16 protein-coding genes are annotated in these 21,506 nt (G+C 57.5%); 5 read left to right on the top strand and 11 right to left on the bottom strand.

The features are described 5' to 3' along the window. Positions 1–432: 432 nt before the first annotated feature. The 4 genes from QQJ96_RS16910 to QQJ96_RS16895 all read right to left on the bottom strand — a co-directional run bounded on the left by QQJ96_RS16910 (position 433) and on the right by QQJ96_RS16895 (position 5,333). A complete protein-coding gene (locus QQJ96_RS16910; protein WP_284333195.1) occupies positions 433–900 on the bottom strand; it encodes a hypothetical protein in 468 nt (155 codons plus the stop codon). A 160-nt stretch (positions 901–1,060) separates the two neighbouring features. Further along, positions 1,061–1,402: a hypothetical protein gene (locus tag QQJ96_RS16905; protein WP_284333194.1), complete on the bottom strand. Its 342-nt coding sequence runs from the start codon at positions 1,400–1,402 to the stop codon at positions 1,061–1,063. Between the two features lie 452 nt (positions 1,403–1,854). Then, the gene (locus QQJ96_RS16900) at positions 1,855–4,005 is read right to left on the bottom strand and encodes a peptidase domain-containing ABC transporter (protein ID WP_284333193.1); all 2,151 of its coding nucleotides are present in this window, start codon (positions 4,003–4,005) and stop codon (positions 1,855–1,857) included. Between the two features lie 65 nt (positions 4,006–4,070). Next, positions 4,071–5,333, bottom strand: coding sequence for an HlyD family secretion protein (locus QQJ96_RS16895; RefSeq protein ID WP_284333192.1), 1,263 nt, complete (start codon positions 5,331–5,333; stop codon positions 4,071–4,073). 142 nt (positions 5,334–5,475) lie between these two features. Here QQJ96_RS16895 and QQJ96_RS23625 point away from each other — a divergent pair, with 142 nt between their 5' ends. Continuing rightward, positions 5,476–6,024 carry a winged helix-turn-helix domain-containing protein gene (locus QQJ96_RS23625; protein ID WP_404649049.1) on the top strand — a complete coding sequence of 183 codons (549 nt, stop codon included), beginning with the start codon at positions 5,476–5,478 and terminating at the stop codon, positions 6,022–6,024. On the opposite strand, the gene QQJ96_RS16890 is transcribed toward QQJ96_RS23625, so the two are convergent. After that, entirely contained in the window at positions 6,012–6,959 is a 948-nt protein-coding gene (locus tag QQJ96_RS16890; RefSeq protein WP_284333191.1) for a response regulator, read from the bottom strand. The genes QQJ96_RS23625 and QQJ96_RS16890 overlap by 13 nt on opposite strands. A gap of 94 nt (positions 6,960–7,053) precedes the next feature. Between QQJ96_RS16890 and QQJ96_RS16885 the strand changes: the two genes are divergently transcribed. The 4 genes from QQJ96_RS16885 to QQJ96_RS16870 all read left to right on the top strand — a co-directional run bounded on the left by QQJ96_RS16885 (position 7,054) and on the right by QQJ96_RS16870 (position 8,099). Beyond that, positions 7,054–7,317: a hypothetical protein gene (locus tag QQJ96_RS16885; RefSeq protein WP_284333190.1), complete on the top strand. Its 264-nt coding sequence runs from the start codon at positions 7,054–7,056 to the stop codon at positions 7,315–7,317. After that, a complete protein-coding gene (locus QQJ96_RS16880) occupies positions 7,314–7,517 on the top strand; it encodes a hypothetical protein (protein WP_284333189.1) in 204 nt (67 codons plus the stop codon). Before QQJ96_RS16885 ends, QQJ96_RS16880 begins: the two co-directional genes overlap by 4 nt. Then, the gene (locus tag QQJ96_RS16875; protein ID WP_284333188.1) at positions 7,514–7,774 is read left to right on the top strand and encodes a hypothetical protein; all 261 of its coding nucleotides are present in this window, start codon (positions 7,514–7,516) and stop codon (positions 7,772–7,774) included. The genes QQJ96_RS16880 and QQJ96_RS16875 overlap by 4 nt, the downstream gene beginning before the upstream one ends. A 91-nt stretch (positions 7,775–7,865) precedes the next feature. Next, a complete protein-coding gene (locus tag QQJ96_RS16870) occupies positions 7,866–8,099 on the top strand; it encodes a hypothetical protein (RefSeq protein WP_284333187.1) in 234 nt (77 codons plus the stop codon). On the opposite strand, the gene QQJ96_RS16865 is transcribed toward QQJ96_RS16870, so the two are convergent. The 6 genes from QQJ96_RS16865 to QQJ96_RS16840 all read right to left on the bottom strand — a co-directional run bounded on the left by QQJ96_RS16865 (position 8,083) and on the right by QQJ96_RS16840 (position 21,316). Further along, positions 8,083–10,347 carry a hybrid sensor histidine kinase/response regulator gene (locus QQJ96_RS16865; RefSeq protein WP_284333186.1) on the bottom strand — a complete coding sequence of 755 codons (2,265 nt, stop codon included), beginning with the start codon at positions 10,345–10,347 and terminating at the stop codon, positions 8,083–8,085. The two genes, QQJ96_RS16870 and QQJ96_RS16865, sit on opposite strands and share 17 nt — an antisense overlap. Positions 10,348–10,988: 641 nt before the next feature. Beyond that, on the bottom strand, positions 10,989–13,226 hold the full coding sequence (locus QQJ96_RS16860; RefSeq protein WP_284333185.1) for a S53 family peptidase: 2,238 nt from the start codon (positions 13,224–13,226) through the stop codon (positions 10,989–10,991). Between the two features lie 447 nt (positions 13,227–13,673). Continuing rightward, positions 13,674–15,656 carry a hypothetical protein gene (locus QQJ96_RS16855; RefSeq protein ID WP_284333184.1) on the bottom strand — a complete coding sequence of 661 codons (1,983 nt, stop codon included), beginning with the start codon at positions 15,654–15,656 and terminating at the stop codon, positions 13,674–13,676. Positions 15,657–15,816: 160 nt separating this feature from the next. Then, positions 15,817–17,355 carry a tetratricopeptide repeat-containing sulfotransferase family protein gene (locus QQJ96_RS16850; protein WP_284333183.1) on the bottom strand — a complete coding sequence of 513 codons (1,539 nt, stop codon included), beginning with the start codon at positions 17,353–17,355 and terminating at the stop codon, positions 15,817–15,819. A 132-nt stretch (positions 17,356–17,487) separates the two neighbouring features. After that, positions 17,488–20,580, bottom strand: coding sequence for a TonB-dependent receptor (locus tag QQJ96_RS16845; RefSeq protein WP_284333182.1), 3,093 nt, complete (start codon positions 20,578–20,580; stop codon positions 17,488–17,490). Positions 20,581–21,133: 553 nt separating this feature from the next. Next, positions 21,134–21,316, bottom strand: a complete 183-nt coding sequence (locus QQJ96_RS16840) for a hypothetical protein (RefSeq protein ID WP_284333181.1) — start codon at positions 21,314–21,316, stop codon at positions 21,134–21,136. Positions 21,317–21,506 lie beyond the last annotated feature (190 nt).

Below are 21,506 nucleotides of genomic sequence, written 5' to 3'. Positions count from 1 at the left end.
ATTCGCCTTGATGGCTAAATGGATTAGTCATGACATGTTTGTTGCAACTATTAATCTCAAATCAACAGAACCCGTGTCTAGTTTAATTTGAGCGATTGCGACACGGAATTTTGCACATGCCTCATAGCATGCAACAAGGCAAGCTTTCGGGTGCCTTGCTGCGATACACGGAGCGTTTCGCTATTGCCTGACGTAGCGTCAGAAAAAGCGGGAGCTGACAAGCAGAAGCCGACCAGGTGACTGGCCGGCCTCTATTCGAATCGGTGGCTCGTGGGACGGAAATCGCTGCGCAGACCTTTGCCTATGGGCCGACCTCTCGTCCCCAAGACCTCCACAAGCATTGGCGCCGCCTACAAATCCCGGCGACGACTGCTCCCATACCACCGGAAATTCCGGCTATTGCACGTCCAATGTCTGCCCTCTGTCCGCTTACTAGGGTGATTTTGACCACCACCCGCTCCCTGCATAGGACACATCGTCGTAATAGGCATAGGCGCCTATGCATCCAGTCGCGTAGGGTGGGCAGTCCTGGCCAGGGCCAGTTCTAGCCAAGATCTGTACATAGTCCACGAGGAGCGTATCCATTGCAGCTTGTCCATTGGCGTCTACGTGAAACTCCCAGTAATACACCGTGTACTGCGGCGGACCGCCAAGGTCCTGAATCAACTCAATCGATCCGCCGGGGCAAACTTGGAAGGTCGCAATCACTGCGTTTGCCGCACCATACGGTGCTGTTACCGGTATATAGGTGTCATCCCCCAGGCTTCCGGTGGGATTGGGCGTCGGAGACCTTCCTCCACAACTGGAGCCGCAATGAGCTACTGCATGGTTGGTCGCACAGGCTGCAAAAGCGGTATGCATGGGTAGAAGAAGAAACAGAAAGATCACGAGATACTTCATATTTTCCTCCTTTGATGTAATTCAGACCGATCCAAGAAGATCAGTCAATCGATGCCACCTTATATATCTCCCTAAACACACAGGTGCTGCCACAAGGTCGTTGAGCCGTACTTGTGAACCGCCCCGCCGAAATCGGTGGGGCGGCGAAAAACAAAATCAATTACGGATTGCAATTCGGGGAAGTCTTCGCCGTTGCGCCCCCGGCAGCCAATCCACCAGTAAGCGCCACGACCCCAACGATGACTGCCGCTCCGATTGGCGTGGCACCTACGGCGACCGCACCGGCTGCTACGACACCGCCAATTGCACCACCGCCCGCGAAACCAATGCCAGCCGAACCATTGATGTCATTGGCACAGGCTTGACCTTGTTCAGCGGTTCCACCGCCGCTTTCAATCGAAATACCTCTCATGGTCGGAGCGTCCATCTTGATATCATCCACGCCAAGATCGTCTTCACCTCCAGCCACCAAAAGTAATTCCTGACCGTTCAAATTACGCATTTTCGCTTTCCTTTGAAATTCCGGAAAAAAGGGGACCGTTCCGGCATCGGTCGTCTTTCCACAAGCCTTGCAGGACATTCGGGAGAGTTCGACTCACTATTGGTAGAGCAACTGCGCCTGAATGTTGGCATCCACTTGAGGAAACCATCCCGGTTTCGGTTGCTTGAACACACCGCGCTGCTGCGTGGTGCGATAAAAATCAGGACCCGACCGGCGTCGGCCCGATGATTGGCTGCGTGTCTTTTGGCGGCGGGGTTGCACCTACCGGGCCGGAGGGCGGCACGGGGGTATAGGGCGGCTCTACGTGATAGGGCGGCAAAACGCCGACTGGTCCTTTGGGAAGCTCAGGGCTGGGAGCCAAAGGCGAAGCTGTCAGGTCGGCGCCACTCACCAAGTCGGTTTCATTCAATGTCAAGTTACGCATTCAAATTCCTCTGCATACGCACCCGGGATTAGCAGGCCGTCCCGGTTTCGGCCTTTCCATGACCAAGGGTTCTGACACCGTCCCGAGACGAAGTCGCACCATCCCATGCCATGGCTACACGCGAGCGTTCGCGTGTGCCATTCGCAGTAAAGTCGATAACGCGATCCGCGCTCGCGATCGTTTCCGGTCGATGCGCGATCACGATGCGCGTCATGGCCATTTGCTTGACTGCGTCATTGACAAGATGCTCCAAGCCCACGTCGAGATGACTCGTAGCTTCATCGAGCACCAAGATCTTCGGTTCGCGATACAGCGCACGCGCCAATAGCAAACGCTGCTTCTGGCCACCTGAGAGCGAAGACCCCATATCGCCCACCAAACTGTCATACCCCATCGGCATTCCCACGACGTCGGTATGGATGGCGGCCAGACGGGCCGCCCTTTCGATGCGATCCTGGGACGCTTCGGTATCGAAGAAGCTGATGTTGTCGGCAATGGAGCCGGCAAATAGTTGACCTTCCTGCATGACCGCGCCGGCCATCTCACGAAATGCCTTCTTTCCGAGGCGTTTCATGTCTACGCCGCCGATGAAGATCGCCCCCTCTTCCGGCTCCAGCAAACCGAGAACGAGCTTCGCCAAGGTGGTCTTGCCGCAACCGGACGGGCCGGTGATCGCGATGGATTCGCCGGCGGCGATAACAAGGTCATAGTCCTTGACCACCCAGGCCTCGCCTTCGGCGTACCGAAAGCTCACCCTCCTCAGCTCGATCGAAGGTTCTGGTGCAGGACCGCGGTAACTGGAGTCGACATGCTTCTCCGGCGCCGTTAACACGATATCGGCCAATCGCTCACCCTGCAGACGCAGCATGCGCAATTCGACGCCGTAATCGATCAGTCCGGCAGCACGCGACGTGAATTGATCACTGTAGGCCACAAATGCCATAAGCATGCCTGCGCTCAACCTGCCCTGCAGCGCCATATAAGCCCCCCACCACAGGATGGCGATACGCTGCATGCCAAAGAGCAAGGCATTCAAGCTACTGAAGAGAAGATTCAGACGTTGAATCGCCACACTTCGGTTGAGGGTTTCCGTTGTCTTATTGGCATAACGCGCCGTTTGGTCAACGCCACGGTTATACAATCGGATGGTCTGAACGCCGCGAATGGATTCGAGTAGCTGGGACTGTTGTTTGGCCGCAGCAACAATGGACCCCATGTTCGCCTCGCGAAAGGTTCGATAGGACCAAAAGCGCAGTACGCCATAGAGCGCAAACGCTCCCAGCGTAAGCACGGCCAAGGGCGGGCTGTAGATCAGGATCATTGCCAGAGTGGCGATAGCCATCAGGCCATCCAGGATTACTTCGACAAAGCGCGTCGTCAGTGTCTGCTGAATCGCACCGACCGATCCAAATCGCGAGACGACATCGCCCAAATGGCGCTTCTGAAAATAGTCCTCGGGAAGCTTCATCAGATGACCGAAGACATTGGTGGTCCAAGCCAGATTGAGCTTGGTCCCTAAACAGGTCACTGACCAGGATCGCAGCGCCGTGACAGCTACTTGCACCAGGATCAATAACCCAAATCCGACCCCGAGAAGCGTCAGAAGATCGTGGTCGCCGTCGGCCAGCACCTGGTCAAGAATGAACTGCGTAAACTGCGGCGACAGAAGGGCAAACAGCTCCAGGACCAGTGCTAAACCGAAAATCTGAGATAGCGCACCCTTGAGGCCAACGATGCGTCCTGTAAGGTCCTTGAACGAGAATGGTGGTGCGGCACTGACGCGCTTGAAGGTCGCACTTGGCGTCAACTCCAAGGCTACGCCGGTAAAATGCTCTGATACTTCGCCTATCGATAGCGTGCGCTCCCCTATCACCGGATCGACCAGTACCACCTTCTTCGCCGTGACTCGCTTCAGTACGACGAAGTGATTGAGATTCCAATGCAGGATGCAGGGCACCTGCAGCCGATCAAGCTCTTCAAGCTCCAGCCTCACCGGTCTTGCCTGCAGCCCCAGCGAACTTGCGATCTCGATCAGGCGTGCAAGCTTCGCTCCTTTAAGCGAGATGGAGAAGCGTGACCGTAGATGAGCGAGATCCGTCTCATAACCGTAGTAGCTTGCGACCATAGCAAGCGATGCCAAACCACATTCGGTCGCTTCAGTCTGCAAGATGATCGGCATGTGCCGCCCCCAGCCGAAGCGCAGCCTGGAAATCGGGTGAGGCCCGGCGCCCGCGATCCCCTCCTTCATCCCTTGAGCCCCCATTGCCTGCCCATGCCATACAAGGGTTCGAAGATCCATTCGACCAGTCTGCGACGATCCAGCAAGATGTCCGCATCAAGCGCCATACCTGGCATGAGTGCTTCCTCTTGGCCATAAGCCAGAAGGGTTTGTCGATCCAGATCCACTTCGACGCTATACATCGCTTCGGCCGCCTGCTGCCCCGACAGACTGGTAATCTGCTGAGGCGTCATGGCGCTATGGGAAATCGCTTTGACGTGTCCGATATGCAGCCCAAATTTCTGATAAGGATAGGCTTGATAGCGAAGTACGACAGCGTCGCCCGGTCGCACAAAACCAATCGATCGACTTGGCACCAGCAACTGCGCCTCCAGCAGCGAGCCTTTCGGCACGACGGCAAGTACTACCTGCCCACTGGCAACGGCCTGACCCGCCCTGACAAGCAATGAGGACACCGTTCCATCGGTCGGCGCGCGCAATACCGCCTCACGCTGCAGTTCGTTTTCGGCAATGGATTGATCGACTTCCGCACGCTTGCGCTCCAAGTCGTGCTTCTGCGTGTCCACGGTCAGCGGAAGTTGGCGCAACTGATCTTCGGCCGCGGCGATTTGCTGCTGAGTGTCCAGCCGCTGCCGACGCAAAGCCTTGACTTGGGCCTCCCAATCCAGTGCAGAGGATTCTTGCTGTTGGGTTTGAAGAGCAGAGATATAACCCTTTTCCCGCAAAGACTGCATCTTCTCCAACATCTCACGGGCACTCGCGGCCTGCCTATTCAGGATGGCGACTTGCCCATCGAGTTGATCAAGTTGCCCACGCAACATGCCCAGGCGGTCATGGATGGCAGTGCTCTGCTCAGCCTGCAATTTGTCCTGAGCTGCCAGGTCTTCCTCAAGACGAAGGCGCTGCAGCTTGAGCTGCTGGCTGACTGCGGCTGCAGTTGCACCCAGCGTAACGCTCGATCGGTCCGAAGAAATCAACGCGATCGGCTCGCCCGCATGCACGGTCGCTCCTTGGGTGACAAGGGCTCGAGTGATAGTGCCGGGCAACGTCGCGGTGATTTCGATCAGCCCCGCTGTCGGCACGAGGGTGCCTGATGTTCGCTCGCGTCGCGTGTACTGGCCCGTTACCAAAAAGACTACGAGGGCAACGCCGACAGCCAAGGCACATAAGGTCAGCACCTGATGGGATAACGGTGAAGCCACCCGAATGGTGCCGAGCCACTGGCCCCGCTTTGCTTCGATGACCTCCTTTCGAAATATGGAATTCATCGGCGCGGGTCATCCTTGTCTGCCATCCCCTTGACCTCTTCATCCCGAAAGGATATTTAACGTATAAATATCTAACGCGGATAACGCTAGCAGGCACCCTACAGGTTAGCAAGGGCAAATCTATCGACGGAGAATCCGAAAAATGCTTGACAGCGGTAAGGTAAGTACTCGGCCCGGGTCGACATCGTCTCCGCCCCGATCAAGACGAGAGACCAAGCGAAACCTGGCGGCGATCGAAGCACGCCGGCTCGCCGGCGCGCGCATGCTCAAGCGGCAGGTGCCGCAGGCTGACGTAGCGCGCGCGCTGGGTGTATCCCGCCAAGCGGTCAGCCAATGGGCAAGGCAGCTAGCCCTGGTCGACGGGGCTATTGGGAAGCTCAAAGCCAAAGCGCCGGGTCGACCCGCGCGGCTGGATGTCACACAGCGGGAATGGCTGTCATGTGCGTTGATCGCCGGGGCCTTACAGGCGGGATTCCCTACTCAGCAATGGAACGTCAAGCGCGTACGCATGCTGATAGCCCGCCGGTTTGCTATTGAGTACACCAACTCCGGTTGCTGGGAACTCTTGCGCAGCCTGGGGTTCTCGCCCCGTAAGCTCACGCCCCCAGTTACGCGATCTCGCCCGAATGCCTGGCGATGTCGCACAATACCTGGGGCCTCCCCAGGCAATGCGCCCGATCACAATGCTTGAGCGGACTGTAGTTCCACCTGCACGCGCGCCAGCCCGGATTCCAGGCGCTCGGCAATAGCCAGCGCATGCTCGACATCATGGCCAAGCCCTTCCCGCAGGGCCGATTCAATATCTTGTGTTAGCGAGCGCGCACCTATTTGCGCTGCTACGCCGTGCAGTGCGGTCATGCTTTCGTTCCAGCCTGTAGCATCCAGTTCGCCGATGGAACGCCTGATCTCCTGCAGTGACGCCATCGCATCGGCCATGGCATGCACGATGATGTCCCTACGCCGCTCAGGAGTACCTAAAGCGCGCAGTGCCGAGTACGCCAACGGGTCAACCACGCCTGATGCACCGTTGCCGGAGGCTTGGGGTTCTTTCCACAACGCACTGCAGACCTGCTGTATGAGCTTCGTTGTCTCGATGGGCTTATGGATCCAGTCCGTTGCCCCTTTGATACGGGCCTGTTCCATCAATGCAGGTGCGTTATCGATAGACATCGCCAACAACACGGTCGAAGCTTCGGCTCCTCTCAGCGTCTCGGTCATCGCTTCGAGCAGTTGAATGCCGTCGAGTTCGGCTTGCACCCCCAAGTGCATGTCCACCAGACAGGCGTCGAATTGCTTGTGTGCGAGCTTATTCAGAGCTTCGGCGCCGCTTGCTGCCTGTTCAACATTGAAGCCGATCCGAGCCAAGGTCGTTGCCATGACAAGCCGCGCACTCGACAAATCGTCTACCACCAGAACCGATGGTGCAGGCAAGCACACTTTCTCACGGGCAGCGGTATCGGCCAACGCCCCCAGGCAACGATCGATATCCTGAGCCAGGGCATTGACCTCGCACCGCAAGGCACGCAAAACCTCTTCCGGCCTGTCCGGCTTCGCCTCGCCAGCCAGCGCGGAGAACATCTTCAGATTGTCGCGCAGCTGTTGGGTAGTGGATTCGTTGGATGGCATCGCCGACGTGTCGCGGCCAACGTCCTAAAACAGCCGCGCCTCAAGAGTGGAGTGAGTACGTTAAATATCCAACACAATAGTATATATTTCACCCATGCAGAAGCACTTGGACGAAAAAATGCTAGCGCTGGTGCTGATACTGAATGAGATGCCTGATCCCCGGCTCTTCTATAGCGCCATTGTCGATGGAGGGTACGATTTCAGCGTGGTTGCCGACATAGTCGAACAGCGCCGACGCACGCTTCGCCAAGAACTTTCGCTGCTGCAGCAAGAACTTAACGCAACTCGGCCTGGTGCCAAAGGGGATGGTGCAACCGTTGTACCCTTCCCTGCCAAGAAGGATGATCAACCGTCATGAAGCCTCTACGTTCACACACCGCCTCCGGTGAACTCTGCAACCTGAAGGTCGATCCCTACATTCGCGATGAACTTAGAAAAATTGCGCTGCGCTCAAAAATCCCCCTGCATGAGTTGACCGCGCAAATTCTGCTCAAATACCTCAAGACCCACGAAATGCTGCATCGGCATCGCCACTCTGCAAGGAGTGACGAAGCGTGACCGCGAAGAAAACCAACAAACGCGAGCATGCCTCCTTCCAGAGCCGCAAGCGACATGGGCACGTGCAAGTCCTGTTGGACCAGCAGCTTCGTGACTATCTTCGCTACATCGCGCTCACCGAACACAAGACCTTTGTCGCGCTGCTCAATGAGCTGGCGCAAAAGAAGATACGCTCGTGGGAAAAAAGTACCGGCGAAAGCATTGAAGACATCTTCAAATCAGCCACTCCTTTGTTGCCCGAGAACGAATCCCGGTAACTCATTGCGCCAACTTGAATTCCTCAGGCGGCACATGGCAAACGACGCGTTCTGCGCCGTTTGCCATCTTGTGCAAGAGGACATGACCAGGATGGCATGCCAGATTACCACCCATTGGACCGACGGACGCATCGAGGAGGCACGCGAGTGTGTGCACGCCCTCAAAGGCATCTTTGGCGACATCGGACACGTGGCCGGCATGGTCTGGTGCGATCAGGTTCGCGGTGAGGACATGACGCTTCCCGTGTCAGTACGCCAGGCTTCCCTGCGCCGCGAAGTGAATGTTGCGGTAAGGCTATTGAAGGCAATTACGGGCGAGCCGTAGTAGCGATCATGCCGCGCTGCTCGACAATCGAGGTGAAAATGCGCACCAATCGCTCCAGGTCGACAGGCTTGGATAGATAGGCCATGACCCCACTTTCCAGTGCTGCAGCTTCCCGATACGCGGTAGTATCCGCACTAACGGCAATAACTACCGGCAACGACACGAAGTCTTCCAAGCCGCGCAACGCTGCCATCACTGCCTCACCCGTCATGACAGGCATGTTCATGTCCATCAGCACCACATCCAGCGGAGCAGTCAGCATGGCATGCAGCGCTTCGGCGCCATTGGATGCCTCCGATACCTGATGCCCCAGCTGCTCCAAGGCAAGACATAACAAACGGCGGTTCGTACGCGTGTCATCTGCCACTAGACACCTTAACGAGGCCGCCGACCGCTGCAGTACCTCATCTTGGAATACCCTTGCGCCCCGGTCACCTGACTGGCCCTTACGAGCGCGCTGCAACGGCACTACCCAGGTGAAGATCGTTCCGCCGCGAGGGTCCGGATTGTCCGCTACGGACAGCTCTCCGCCGGCTTGCTCGGAAATTGTCTTGACGATGAAAAGGCCCAGACCCAGGCCTTCATAATGGGCCGACCGTTTTTTGGCCGTCTGATGGTCCACGCGAAACAGGTATTTCTTGGCTTCACCTGGAATACCGATGCCGTTGTCAATCACTCTGAATTGAAGTTTCGACCTGTCGCCAAGGCTCTCTTCTTCACGGACTTCCACGACGATCTCCGAACCTTCGGGGCTGAACTTGCATGCGTTTGTTGCAAGATTGAAGATCGCCTGCCCCAGGCGATCAATGTCGCCAAGGAATTCGGCACCCTCATCGGACTCAATGTGAAACCTCACATTTTGCAGCCGTATATTGGCCTGTGGGACGACAACCCCCCTCACTCGATCCAATAGCGTCGACAGCTGAAATGGTTCGATGGTGTAGGAGAATGAGCCTTCATTGATGCTCACAAGATCGATCGTATCGGTGATTCGACGCAGGAGAAGCTGGGCACTCGCGTTAACGGCGTTGAGAAGTTCGATTCGCTCCGGCGATAAGCCAGGCTCCATTAGCGATTTCGTCGCCAAATAGATGGCATTCAAAGGTGTGCGCATCTCATGACCCATCACAGCCGATACGCGCCGCTCCCGCTTCATGTTCATGCGCTCGGTGACATCGCGCATAAGCTCGAGCCGAACCGACTCGCCGCCTACCTGGGTCATGCTCGATTGGATCTCCACAGGCAAGCGGCCGTCGTGCGCGGTCACCAAATAGCGTGTGTGCCCGGACTCGGTTTCTCCAAGATCCATCGCCTCATCAAACAACCGCGAAAATGGCCTCCCCCGCAGCGTGGCGACACTTATCCCGCACCAGGACGCCGCAGCTTGATTGGCATCCAAAATATTACCGTTGGCGTGATCAACCACCACGATGGCATCAGCGGCCGTGTCGAACAGCAACCGCAAACGATCCTCCGTGTGCCGGATGCCACCAAGAATGCGCCCAGCAGCCCGGAACCAGATACCGGCAGCAATCGTTGCGACGAACACGAACGCAAGGAAAATGAGTAGATGCAGATGCGATGCGCCTTGCGCGATGGAAAGCGAAAAGCGCTTTGTCCTTGGTTCGATGCGTTGATTGAGTGACAACAGATGATCGTGCAGCAGCTTTTTTTCTTGCGCATTCAACTTGGAAACAGCCCCTTTCAGGCGCAAGCGCTCGGCAATGGATTTTAAATCGCTTAAGTCATCATCCGAGTTTCGCCACTCATGCAATGCATCACGTACATAGGGAATTCCGTCCCCGTATTTAAGAAAAAAAGTCACCCCAGGAGCTGCCTCGGGAATGTCCGTACCCCGCCGGAGCACAGCTTTTACTTCATCGGATGGAATGGTGCCGCTGTAGATGCCCTCTCGAGCACGCGCATCATTCTCCAGTAGCGCATATTCACGATCAAATGACTCCAGCATTTCCGGAGAACCTGTATCGACGTATTCCATCAAGTCAAAAACCGCTTGCTTTTGGGCCTTCGTCCAAACCGATTCGCCGTTTAAAAATCCAGCCAGCCCAACACCGCCGCGGTATGTCACATAACTTATGGCAATGAGTGCCAGAAGCAACGCCACTAACCACCATGCAAGCGGCCGTAACTGCTCTGACAAGGATTTCCGCGATCCAAGGCTGTTTACTGCTGCGACTGAGCGGGGACGCGCGATGGGCGTAGTGAACGGTCTATTCGGCAATTTCATCTTAATTTCCACTGCACAGGGCTGCGCAACCATCGTGTCCGTTGACGACGTACGAGGGGCGGCACTGCTATCGAGATGCTGTCGCCGTGACCTTAAGGATGCTCTGATCTATTCCACGTGCCCGGCATGACGTCCAGAAGGCCCGCAGGGCGTGCCCCGCAGCTTGAACAGACGGCCACCGCGCGGCACGCCCTGCGAGCCTTCTGGACGTCACCCCGTCATTGAAATTCAAAAGGTTGGGGCCGCACTGTATGCACGCCTCGGAGCGACCCAGCGTCTAGACAGACGGCCAGTCTGCCTTCGCCACTGGGTCGCTCCGAGGCGTGCATACAGTGCGGTGACGGGTACGTGGAATAGATCAGAGCATCCTTAAGACCCCCTCTTGAATAACAACGTATTGGAGAGCCAATCCCCTAGGCCATTTGACCGCCGAAGCAAGAGGTACGCGCTAGGCCCTCCGATATGCAGTGGCATTACGCAAGGGAAGCCCCCGGCTTTAACGGAATTTATACCGATATAAATTGGCATTACAGTTTTACGTAAAGCAGTTGGAATTGTCGTCCCAGCCTACTCAATCGCTGATCGGACCAAGGCCACGGCTGCTTGCCGGTGGCCTTGGTCGGGACGCCGTCGGCGCGTCATCAAGGTGCGTTAACGAATTTCTCCCAGGCAGTCAGCAAGTTGCCGGCATTCACCGAACCCAGGCCGGTGGCAAAGCTCCAGCCTGGCCGTGCCGCGTAAGCCTGCGTTGCGGCGGTATATTGGGTGCTGCTGGTTGAAGTCAGCCCGATGCGGACGGTGACGTACTGCAGCTGGTCGTTGGAGCCCAAAGTTATGAAGTCGGGCATCGTGCCGTAGAAATAGCAATCTGGTGTCGTCTCGCCTGCAGCCTCGACGCACTGGGTTGAGTTGCTGCCGCGAGTGATATTGTGGAAGGCGCAGCCGCTCGTACCATGCGTGCCGTTGTTGGCGTTGCATGCCGCCAGGCTGGCCGGCGCATTGCCGGCGGCGCCACCGTATTCCTCAGCGGCGAGCGCATACAAGGTCGGCGCAGCGTTACCCTGATCCTTGGGCAAATGCTTGTCGGCCAATGCCTGATCCATCAACGCCTGGATGCCGGCAAACAACGGCGAGGACAATGAAGTGCCGCCGTCCGTGTCGACCGGCGCAAGAAAGCCGCTGGTACAAGGGTTCTTGGCATCACACACAATCGCGGCAGTAGCGTTATTGAATGACCCGGCATACAGCGCTACGTCCGGCAAATCACGCGACTGGTCTTTGGCGGCATGGTAGACCAGGCGCTGCCAAGCGGGCTTGATGTCCACCGAGGAAGGACCGCCACTGCCGGCTTCCGAGGTCGGGTAGACGCCCTCGGCCAATTGCTGTTTGCAAAACGCCACGGCACTGGAGAAGCCCATCGATTTGGCGGCGACCTCGTTGCCGCACGACCAGTTCCACGGAATCTCCGGTACATAGGACAAAGCCGAACCGTACTGGGCGTTGAAGCGCGCGGCAAAATACTTCGCTGTGGTGTGATCCAGTTCGTCAGCGATATCCGTGCCACCTACAGCCGTGTCATTGGGTGAGGTGGCCAAGGCATTCGCACTGACGCCCAGGCGTTCAATCACGCTGCCGTTGAAATCGGGACTGGAGCCGGAATCGCCGCTGGAAACGAACACTGAAATGCCTTCCGCATCCGCCTGCGCCCACAGCAGGTCAAATTCCGACTTGCTGGCTTTATCCACGATATCCTCACCCAGGCCATAGCTGGCGCTGATCACATCGGGGCGTTGCGTGCCATTGATCAGGTTGGTGGCGGCGGCAACGATGCCGCCGAGGCCATCGAAGTCGAAATTGCCGCAGCTGGCGACCACGACATGCGCGCTGGGAGCCATGGCAGTGGCCCATTCGGCATCCATCAACGTCTCGCCGTCATCCTGGGCAGGATTCCCAACGGCCGGATTGCTGCAATTGGTAAAACCTGCCGCTTGCGGCTGGATCTGGTGGAAGCTGCCGCCGTAGCGGCGCAAGCCGAACAGATTGACGAAGCTGGTCCAATCGCTGGGCTGCATGGACGCTTCCTCAAGCACGGCGATGGTGACGTTCTTGCCGGTGATGCCCTTGGCATGCAGTGTGTCGACACCGTAGATCTTGGCCATGTCGTAAGGCACCAAGGCACGCACATTGTTGGTGAATGGCGAGTTGATTGCCTGGGACGTGGCACCCTTGCCGGCTTCGATCGGATGGAAAGCCTGGGTCTTGGCGTCGAATTTCACGGTTCGAGGTGTCAGATGCAAAGCCACCGGCCGGAAATCATTCAGGCCGTGCACACCTACGACCACATCTTGCAGCGCGGCCGGCACACTGATGTCCGTTTCATTGGCAAAATGCCCAGCCTGCGCCACGGTATAGTACTTCTCCCGGGTATGGAACGCGTGCCCGATCTGGCCCGCCGTGCCGCTGAAGTCGATCTGCATTTTATTCGGATAGACGCCGTTGACGGTGAAGCCCTGGGACGTCAACCAGGCACTGGCAGCCGCAATATCCGCGTCGAGCACACCAAATGCCTCGCCGAACTGCTGTGGTGTCAGCCATTGGTGAAACTTGCCCGAATGCGGATCGTGCTGCTCGGCAATGAGGGTGTCCAGAGCCGCCTGGCGCAGCGGACTGCGCTTAAGCACCAGCTGCAGATGATTCATCCGCGTGTTGTCAGCCACAGCACCACGTGGCGCCAGCGTATCAAGCACTCGCACATGGCTGCTCTGCAAGACGGCGCGATCCGCATCATTGACTGTGCGGCTGACCCGTGGCGATTCAGCGGTTTGCACGCCCAGTAGTGCCTGAGACTGTTGCGCTGGCGTTACGGCGGGGAGACTCATAACTCCGGCGACAATCGCCGCATAAACAAGTCCGCGAGGGTTTTGCGTGGGCATTGCGATGCTCCCTTGGGGGTGTGGGATCGATCTTCGACGCTCGACACTCCGGGTCTGTTGCCACCGGAAAGAACGCAACCGCACACAACGTCGGCGATTGCGAGCGGACCCCCTGTTTTTTTCACATCGCTTACGCGAAACAATGCAAAGTCGCGTCACGCTACGGGAAGAAACCCGAACAACTCGTTAAGGACGCGCTCGATGCCGTCTTAGTGAAAGACGTGATAGAGCGAATGATCCCTACGTTTGCGATGGGTAAATGCAAAAACCCGTCATGGCATTCAGGCAAGTGCAGTTGAGGTGAAAAAAAACCAGCGAAGCGAGCTTCGCTGGTTCACCATCAGGTGACACCGGGGAACTTTCAGCCATTCCAATGGCCGCGCGGTGCTCGTTTTACTGCACCAGCGTCATGGCCATGATCTGCACATTGGAATTGTTCGGCAGTTGGATACTCTGAACCGTCTTGGCGTTGTTCAGATGGAAGGCATAGTTATAAAGATAGAATGTGCGGCTATCGCGACCGCCGCTATAGGTATCCCGATAAGCCAGCTTGGCGGCTTGCAATTCACCGGCATAGCTCTGCGGGTTGAACCAGTCGCTGATACTCTGAGTGAAGCTCGATTGCGTGCCGTCGGTGTAGGTCACCACAAAGTTTTGCGAGGCCTGGCTGCCGTTCACGGCAGCCGCCAGCAATTGCACACCGGAGAACTGACCTGCCGGCAAGGCAAGCGTTTGTCCCGAGGCGCTTACGTCATTGGCGGAGTTGGCGCTGCCAAAATGGTAAAGCACATCGTTGAACTCCAGCGACGATCCCAGCAACTGCGACGAATACGCGTCACCCACGTTATCCACGCCACCGCTCGACGAGAAGGTGGCGCCGTCGTTGTAGATGGCGATACGGTTGAAGCTCGACGCAAGACTGACCGGAACGGCATTGATGGTCGGGTTGCTTAGCGCATAAGACAGCACCGCCACATTGCGATTGTTCGGCAACACGACGCTTTTAACCGACTTTGTGCTATCGATCGGGAACGCATAGCCATACAGGTAGAACGTGCGGTTATCCGTGCCGCCGCTGCTGGTGTCGCGATAGGACATTGTGATGGCGCTTGCCTCTCCGGGATAACTTTGGGGGCTGAACCAGTCGCTCATGCTTTGATTGATGACGGTGCTGGTGCCGTCGGTGTAATTGACCATGAAGGTCTGCGCCGCCTGGCTGCCGTTGAGGCCGGTCGCAAGCATGCTGAGTTCGCTGTACTGGCCCTGCGAAAGATTGATGGTGCCACCGCTCCAGGCATTGGCGGTGTTGGCCGCGCCGAAGCTGAAAGTGTCACCGTTCCAGGTCTGCGAGGTTCCCAACAAATTAGCCGAGTAGGCATAACCGTTGCCGTCCAGCCCTCCGGTGGTGAACGCCGTTCCATCGCTGTAGATGCCATACACTCCGGTTGTCGTCGTGCCTCCCCCGACACCGGCATTGATGGCGCTGGCATAGGCGGCCGTTTCATTGCCACCGTTGTAAGTCTTGCCGACGATGTCGTCGTACAACCACAGGAAGCCGCCGGTGATGCCGCATTGGGAATGCCAGCCGCTCATCGCACTTTGCGCCTGCGGCGGCGTGTCGTCGCTATCCCATACGCCGGGATAGACCGGCACACTGCCGAAATTCCAGCCCGAGCATGGACTATTGCCCGCGCCGCCGGAGTAGGCTTGCAGATGGACGCCATCGACCGTGCCCGGCTTTTGACTGTTGATCTGAGAAACCACGGACGTCCAATAGGAAGCATTGGTGTACGGGGAAATCGTGACGTGGTAGCCAAGGTTGCCGAGCATCACGGCAAAGGCCACCGTGGAGGCCGAGTCGTAGCTGTTTTCATCATCGAAGTCGATGGCATCCACCGACGGCAAAGCGGCCTTCAGCGCCTGGAAGTCCTTGTAGAGGATACTGCCCGACCCTGTGCCTTGCGAATTGACCAAGGCCTTGATGTCCTGAAAATCACCTACGTTCGACGAGCCGATACTGAGCGTGATGCGTTTGGGCGTTCCCTGCTTCATGGTCACCAGGTCGGCCGCGAACGACGGCCAGGTGTTGTTACCCACGTAGCTGCCGCCAGAGGTCAACGGAAACTCGCCATTGAGGTTAAGATCGCCGGCCGAGTTCACCTCGACACTCCACACGATCACCTCAGTGAAACCTGAGTTCTCGATCTCGGAAATGTTGCTTGCCACATGCTTGTACAACGGACCACCGCCATAGATGCCGGTATAACCCGTCGTCTGGGCATATGCGCTTCCACATGCAAAAGCGAGAGCCGAAACAAAAAGAAGTAGTGCCGGCTTGCGATGCAACCTTGAATGCTGGACCTTCGTATGCTTCATGGACACCCTCCCAAGGGTAGTGGACGAAAAGGCGCTGACTGCCCTGTTTGCCCCATAGTTCAGACCGCATGACCACAGGCACTCGGCGCTGGTGAGCGATAAGCGCGTAGGCTGGGATGGCAATCCCAGCATCGGGATGCCGCATAGCAAGCTGGGATCGTCATCCCAGCCTATGTTGCTCGCCGATCAAAGGAAGAAATAATGCTTGGCGCAACGGATTCAGCAGTTCACCGTAGCGTGGCGCGCGCGATGTATCAGCGCGCAGCGGCTCTCTCACTTGCATGGCGCTGGGCGTACTGATGGAGCGTCGCGTTTCATTAAAACGCAGGCACGCCGCCTCGAAGGGCAAGCCGCAGAATACCAGCAGTGCCCGAATATTCGTTTCGGCGTCTGCAACCAATTCTTCGTACGCGTGCTGGTAAACGCGTGTAGGCTCTTGCTGTGCCCAGTGATTGGCTGTGGCGTCGAAGCTGCGCCAGTACCCGGCCAAGTCGGAAAAGTTGCGTGTATAGTCGTTGCCCGGAAAATACTGCCGGTAGCACGAGAAACAGGTTTCGAGCGCATCACGGCGACTGATCACAATGCGCGCTCCCGGCAGCATCGCGCGGATCATGCCAATGTGCATCCAGTTATTGGGCAGCTTGTCGGTAAATATCGGACGACGGCTTCGCCAACGTGCGGTTCGTTCCAAATAGCGCCGCCCCAACCTTAGCCAATCCTCCGCGCCCATTTCCGGCAGCCATTTTGGATAAGGCTTTCTTCGTCTGGCCGACTCTTCACCGATAAGCACGGGCAGATCGGTCAGTTCGGCCGTACCTTCGACGTTGGAATGCGACGCGAGGATTTGTTCAATCAGGGTCGATCCCGAGCGCGGCATACCTACGATGAAAATCACTTCCGAGCCGAGATCCTGCCCTGCGCCGGCTGTACATGTCGCGGCGTTGATCGACTCGACCGTCGCGGCAAACGCCGCTGCACTCCATGTCCGGTGCCTGCGGGCGATGTCGTTCGCCGCAGCCAAGGCCTGCATGGACTCGGCGTAACGGCCCTGATCGTCCAGCGCTTTGGCCAGGGCGAAGCCCATGGCGATGCGGTCGCCATCGGTGGCACGCGGATGCGTAAGCGCGCGACGGATGGCATCACTATCGGCCGTGCCCAGTCGCAAAGTCTTGATTTCCGCCAAGCCCCACCAGGCCATCCCAGCCCAGGGCTGTTCGGCAAGTAGCCTTCGATATTCGGCCGTGGCTTCTTCGCGGAAATTGTCCATCCGCAACAGATCCGCCAGTTGCGCTCGCGCCGCGGTGTAGTCGGGTGCTAGCGCGACCGCATGCCGCAGCGCGTCCCGCGCTTCGTCAAAGCGCGCACTACGGGTCAGAAACAGGCCTAGGTTATACCAGGCCAGGACAAAATGGGGTTGCAGCTCGCAGGCCCGGAGAAGAAATTCGATCGCCCGATCTAGTTCCCCGACCTCCGCGAGAAGGAGCGCAAAAGCATTGTGGTAAAATGCCTCCTGCGGACGTTGCTCCAGTGCGCGCTGCATTTCGCGCAATGCCGATCGGTGGTCTCCTCGAAGGCTCAGCAAACTCGCATGCAGGCGCAAGACCTCTGGATGATCCGGATGACTAGCCAGCACCGGCCCCAAGCGGCCGGCAGCATGATCAGGTCGATTCATCGCCAGTGCCTGCTCCGCGGCGATCACTCGATTCGCCGCGACAGGATCCAGGCCTTGCAATAGCGGATTCAAATTCGCCTCCGAAAGGTGGACAAGGATGCCTCCATGCCTGGATGGACAGGGAGGCACCGATGTCAATGCAAGTACGACTACCGGTTATCAGTTGTACTGCCAGCGGAATAGCAGCTCGCCGGTACGCGGCTGCTGGAAAGTATTGGGCTGCATGAAGTTGGGATTGAACTGCCCGTTGCCGTTGCTCATGTTGGTGATGTATGAGGTAACGGTGTTGCTGTTGAACAGATTGAGCACCTTCAAATCCAGCGAGAAGGCGTTCTTGCCGTAGGCCCAGTCGTAGCCAACATCCAGGTCCACCTGCTTGTACGACGGAAGGCGGCCGTAGCTTCCCCGTGTGTAGATGATGCTGTTGGATATCGGAGATTGGCCGGCCAGGACGTTTGACAACGTGTTGCAGTAGTACGCGTTGTTGTTGCCAAGTTGATTGCTGCCGATCGCCAGGTTTCCGTTGTTCGGGTATTGGGATTGGCAATCAACCGGACCACCCTCGTAGAACGTGAGCGCACCACCCACACGCAGCCCCTTCAACAAGTTGTCCTGATGGGCAAATTTGTAGTAACCGAACACCTTCACCGTGGACGGGATATCGTCGGCCAGATTGCCCGAGGCGCCCTGCAGGAAGCCCGGGGCATTCAATCCGCTGTCATAGCCGGTCGCGCCGGTATTGTCGCGGCCACCGGCATAGCTGGTGGTGCCGTCGGTGTTGCCGAACTCATGGCGCCACGTATAGGACGCGCTAAGGTAGTACGGCTCTTCGTCGGAGTAGGCGTGATCCATGGTCAGGCTGAGCTGGTAGATCTTGCGCCGCAGTGACGAAAAACCGATGTAGCTGTTCGGGAAATTCACCATCGTGAGCGGACTGTTAGCGCCGTTCAATTGCACCGGAATGTTGATGTCTTTGCCCGGCGTAATCAGGTATTGGCCAAGAAACACCGCGTTCGGGTAACCCTTGTTGGTCAGGTACGCCCTCAGCTGGTCAATGTTGTTGTAGATGTTCGGCAGCCCCGTCAGCTCGCTGGTAAAGAACGTGGCACCGGCGGTCCAGCTATCACCGAGCTTTTGCTGCGCGTAGATCGAGAACTGCTTCAGCTTGGCGTTTTGTGTCGTGCTCGAAATGAACTGTCCGGCCGTCAGGTAGTGCAGGCCGCTGCCGGCACTGCCTTGCACGGGACCCACTTGCGTCAGGCCGGCCGGAACGCCATTGGCTCCCACGCCGGTATAGGTGTAGGTGGTATTGGTGTGAATGTAGCCCTGACCAGGCGTGCCGCCATAGGCATTGAAGTAAAGCGGAATGCCTTCGGAGTACTCACCCGCCGTAGCGCCGATCTTCAGCGTCGAATCGCCATGCACGTCCCAAGCCACACCAACGCGTGGCAGGAAGTTGCCCTTGCTGTACATCTTGGCGTTGATGTTGTCGGTCATGGCGTAATTGTCGTAACGCCCGCCAACATATGCCGTCCAGTTCTGCGCGAAATGCCAGCTGTCGCCCAGATAGAAACCGTAGGTGGGCGAGCTGTTGTAGTAAATGCGCGGCGCATAGGCCAAGGTGACGTACTTCGTTCCCGGCGCGACGGCCTGGCCATTGATGGTGCAAGGCTCGGCCGGCCCCAGGGCCGTGCTGCAATAGCTGAAGGTCCACGAGTTCGGGTTCGGGATATTGGCCTGCGCCATGGTCGGGCTGTAACGCTCACCGCCGAAGGTCACTTCGTGGTTTTCGGTCGGGTCCCAGGTGAAATCGACGCGCGAACCCATCATGCGGTACTTCATGTAGTACAAGCTGCTGGTACCGTTGCCTGGCGCCTGCGACGTCTGCTTCGTATCCGGGTTGTAGTACTGGAGGTACGGCACGTCGATGCCGAACTGGTTGTATGAGCTGAAGTACTGCTGCGAGGTGCCCGCCATCGCCGAGACGGACAGCGTATCGGTAATCTGGCCGTGGTAGTTGGCCACCACCATGGTGTCGTGCCAAGCGTTGCCACTCCAGTTGTTCAGTGCGGGGGCCGCGCTGGAAGTGTCATATGGCGTCGACAGCGCATATTGCGATTGCGTCTGGAGATTGCTCTGACGGTCGATGAAGACGTTCAGCGTGTGGCCGGGAGCGATGTTCCAGGTGAAGTTGCCGAGGAACTGCTTGTTGCGGTTTTCGTTCAGGGTCTTGGTGCTGGCATTGTAGGTTGTGGTCGGGTTGACGCCTTGCACGCCCTGGCCATAGTTGTTCGGCTCGATTTCGGCGAGCACGTAGTAGAACAGTTTGTCCTTGATGATCGAGCCGGATGCCCAGTAGTCCTGCAGCAGGCTCGGTGACCAATGGTTCAACTGATTGGCATTCGTCAGCTGACCATTGTAGTTGTAGGTGTTCCTGGGGTTTTCGTTGAGCACGCCCGTGGCAGGCGTAAACGCCAAATCCACACCGGCCTTGAAGTCATTCGAGCCTTGCTTGATGGTGCCGGCAACGACACCGCCCATGGCGCTGCCATACTTGGCATCCATGCCGCCGTCGACGGTGGAGACGGTGGCAAGGGCTTCGTTCGGGATCTTGTCCGGCACCGCGCCCTGCTGCATATCGGTGACGTTGAATTCGTTGAGGAAGTAGCGGTTCTCAGTACCCGACGCGCCGTTGAACTGCGGCGCATTGCCATGCGAGCTGGTGATGGCCACCACGTTCGACTGCATCGATGCGACCGTGAGCAGATCCGGATTGATCAACGGCAGACGGTTGATGTCTTTCGAACTCCAGGTCTGGATCTGCTGGCTCGTCGTAACGTCGATCGCGTTGACCGTCGGCTGCGTGGCGGTAACGGTGACCGAGTTCAGCTCTTTCACATTAGCGGCTGCCGCCGCTGCGCTGAAGATCGCGGCACTGTTGGAACCGGCCTGTACGACCACGCTGCGTTGATCGACAACCTGGCCGCCGCGCAACAATTTGACGACGTAATTGCCAGGCATCAGTCCGGTAACGGTGAAATGGCCGTTGGAATCGGCTTTCACGGTGTTGTCATAACCCGTCGCCGGGTTGGAGACTTCCGCAGCGACGTCTTTGCCCGCAGGCAAATTGCCGTAGACGCCGCCGGTAATAGCCTGTGCATACAGTGAACCGCTGGTCAGGGCGGCAGCCCATAGACCCATGCGTATGCTGGCACGCAAGCTGTTGCTCAAACGAAATTGCGCCTTGCTCATTCCTTCCTCCCCTACTCTTTCGGCTTGTCTGTTTCAGTGCCCGCATGCGTGATGTTTTTGAGGGCACAAACCCACCTCTGAGCCATGGCGCTTGCCATGGCCCTCGGTCACTGCTGTCAATGCACAAACGACCCAATCACCGGTGAGCGTCGACGGCAGAATCATTGCCTGGCCACGCGGCCCCCGGGGTCCTCCCGACTGCTAACTTTCAATCGATCCAAGCTCCCGTGACAACGTTGTACCGGATGTCACGGCGGGCCAATCATTAGGTCAGCAAAAAGCCGATGTCAATAGGAATTTGTATCGATTCAAATACGATTAAGTGATTCATCGGCAAGGAAGATATTGCATGACAACAAACATGCTTGGATCGATCCAAGTTTTCCGTGAATTACGCGGTGCTGCACCGCAAAGGTGTTTTTAGACTCCGTCGACAAGGCATCGTCGATGACACGCCATCCGACAGTCGAATCGGGCATGCAAATTCATTCACCGATAAATTGTTCGTTTATATGTAGATTCGCGAGCCTTGCTGCCAGGGGCTCTGATCAAGCTAGCCACTCACAGGGGCGATACCACTGACATCAAGCCCACCATCCCATGGATGGATCAAGGCGCCACCTGCTTGTGGCCCGTGAAGGATATTCAGTGGCGTATAGGAGGCGTGCACGTACTTGTACAGCGCCAACAGGCAAGCCAGGACCAGCCATAGCATTCTGGTTTTCTTCTTGGTCACGCGGTGGTTTCCGATCGCCAGAGCCGCTTGCGTTTCTCTATTGCCTATACGTTTGACGGCTGCGAAATGGAAATGCCTACCCTAGGGATGCTCTGATCTATTCCGCGTACCCGTCACCGCACTGTATGCGCGCCTGGCAGCGACCCAGTGGCGAAGGCAGACTGGCCGTCTGTCTAGACGCTGGGTCGCT

Source organism: Dyella flagellata (assembly GCF_030160275.1).
GTDB lineage: Bacteria > Pseudomonadota > Gammaproteobacteria > Xanthomonadales > Rhodanobacteraceae > Dyella_B > Dyella_B flagellata.
This window is presented reverse-complemented; position numbering and strand designations above follow the sequence as displayed.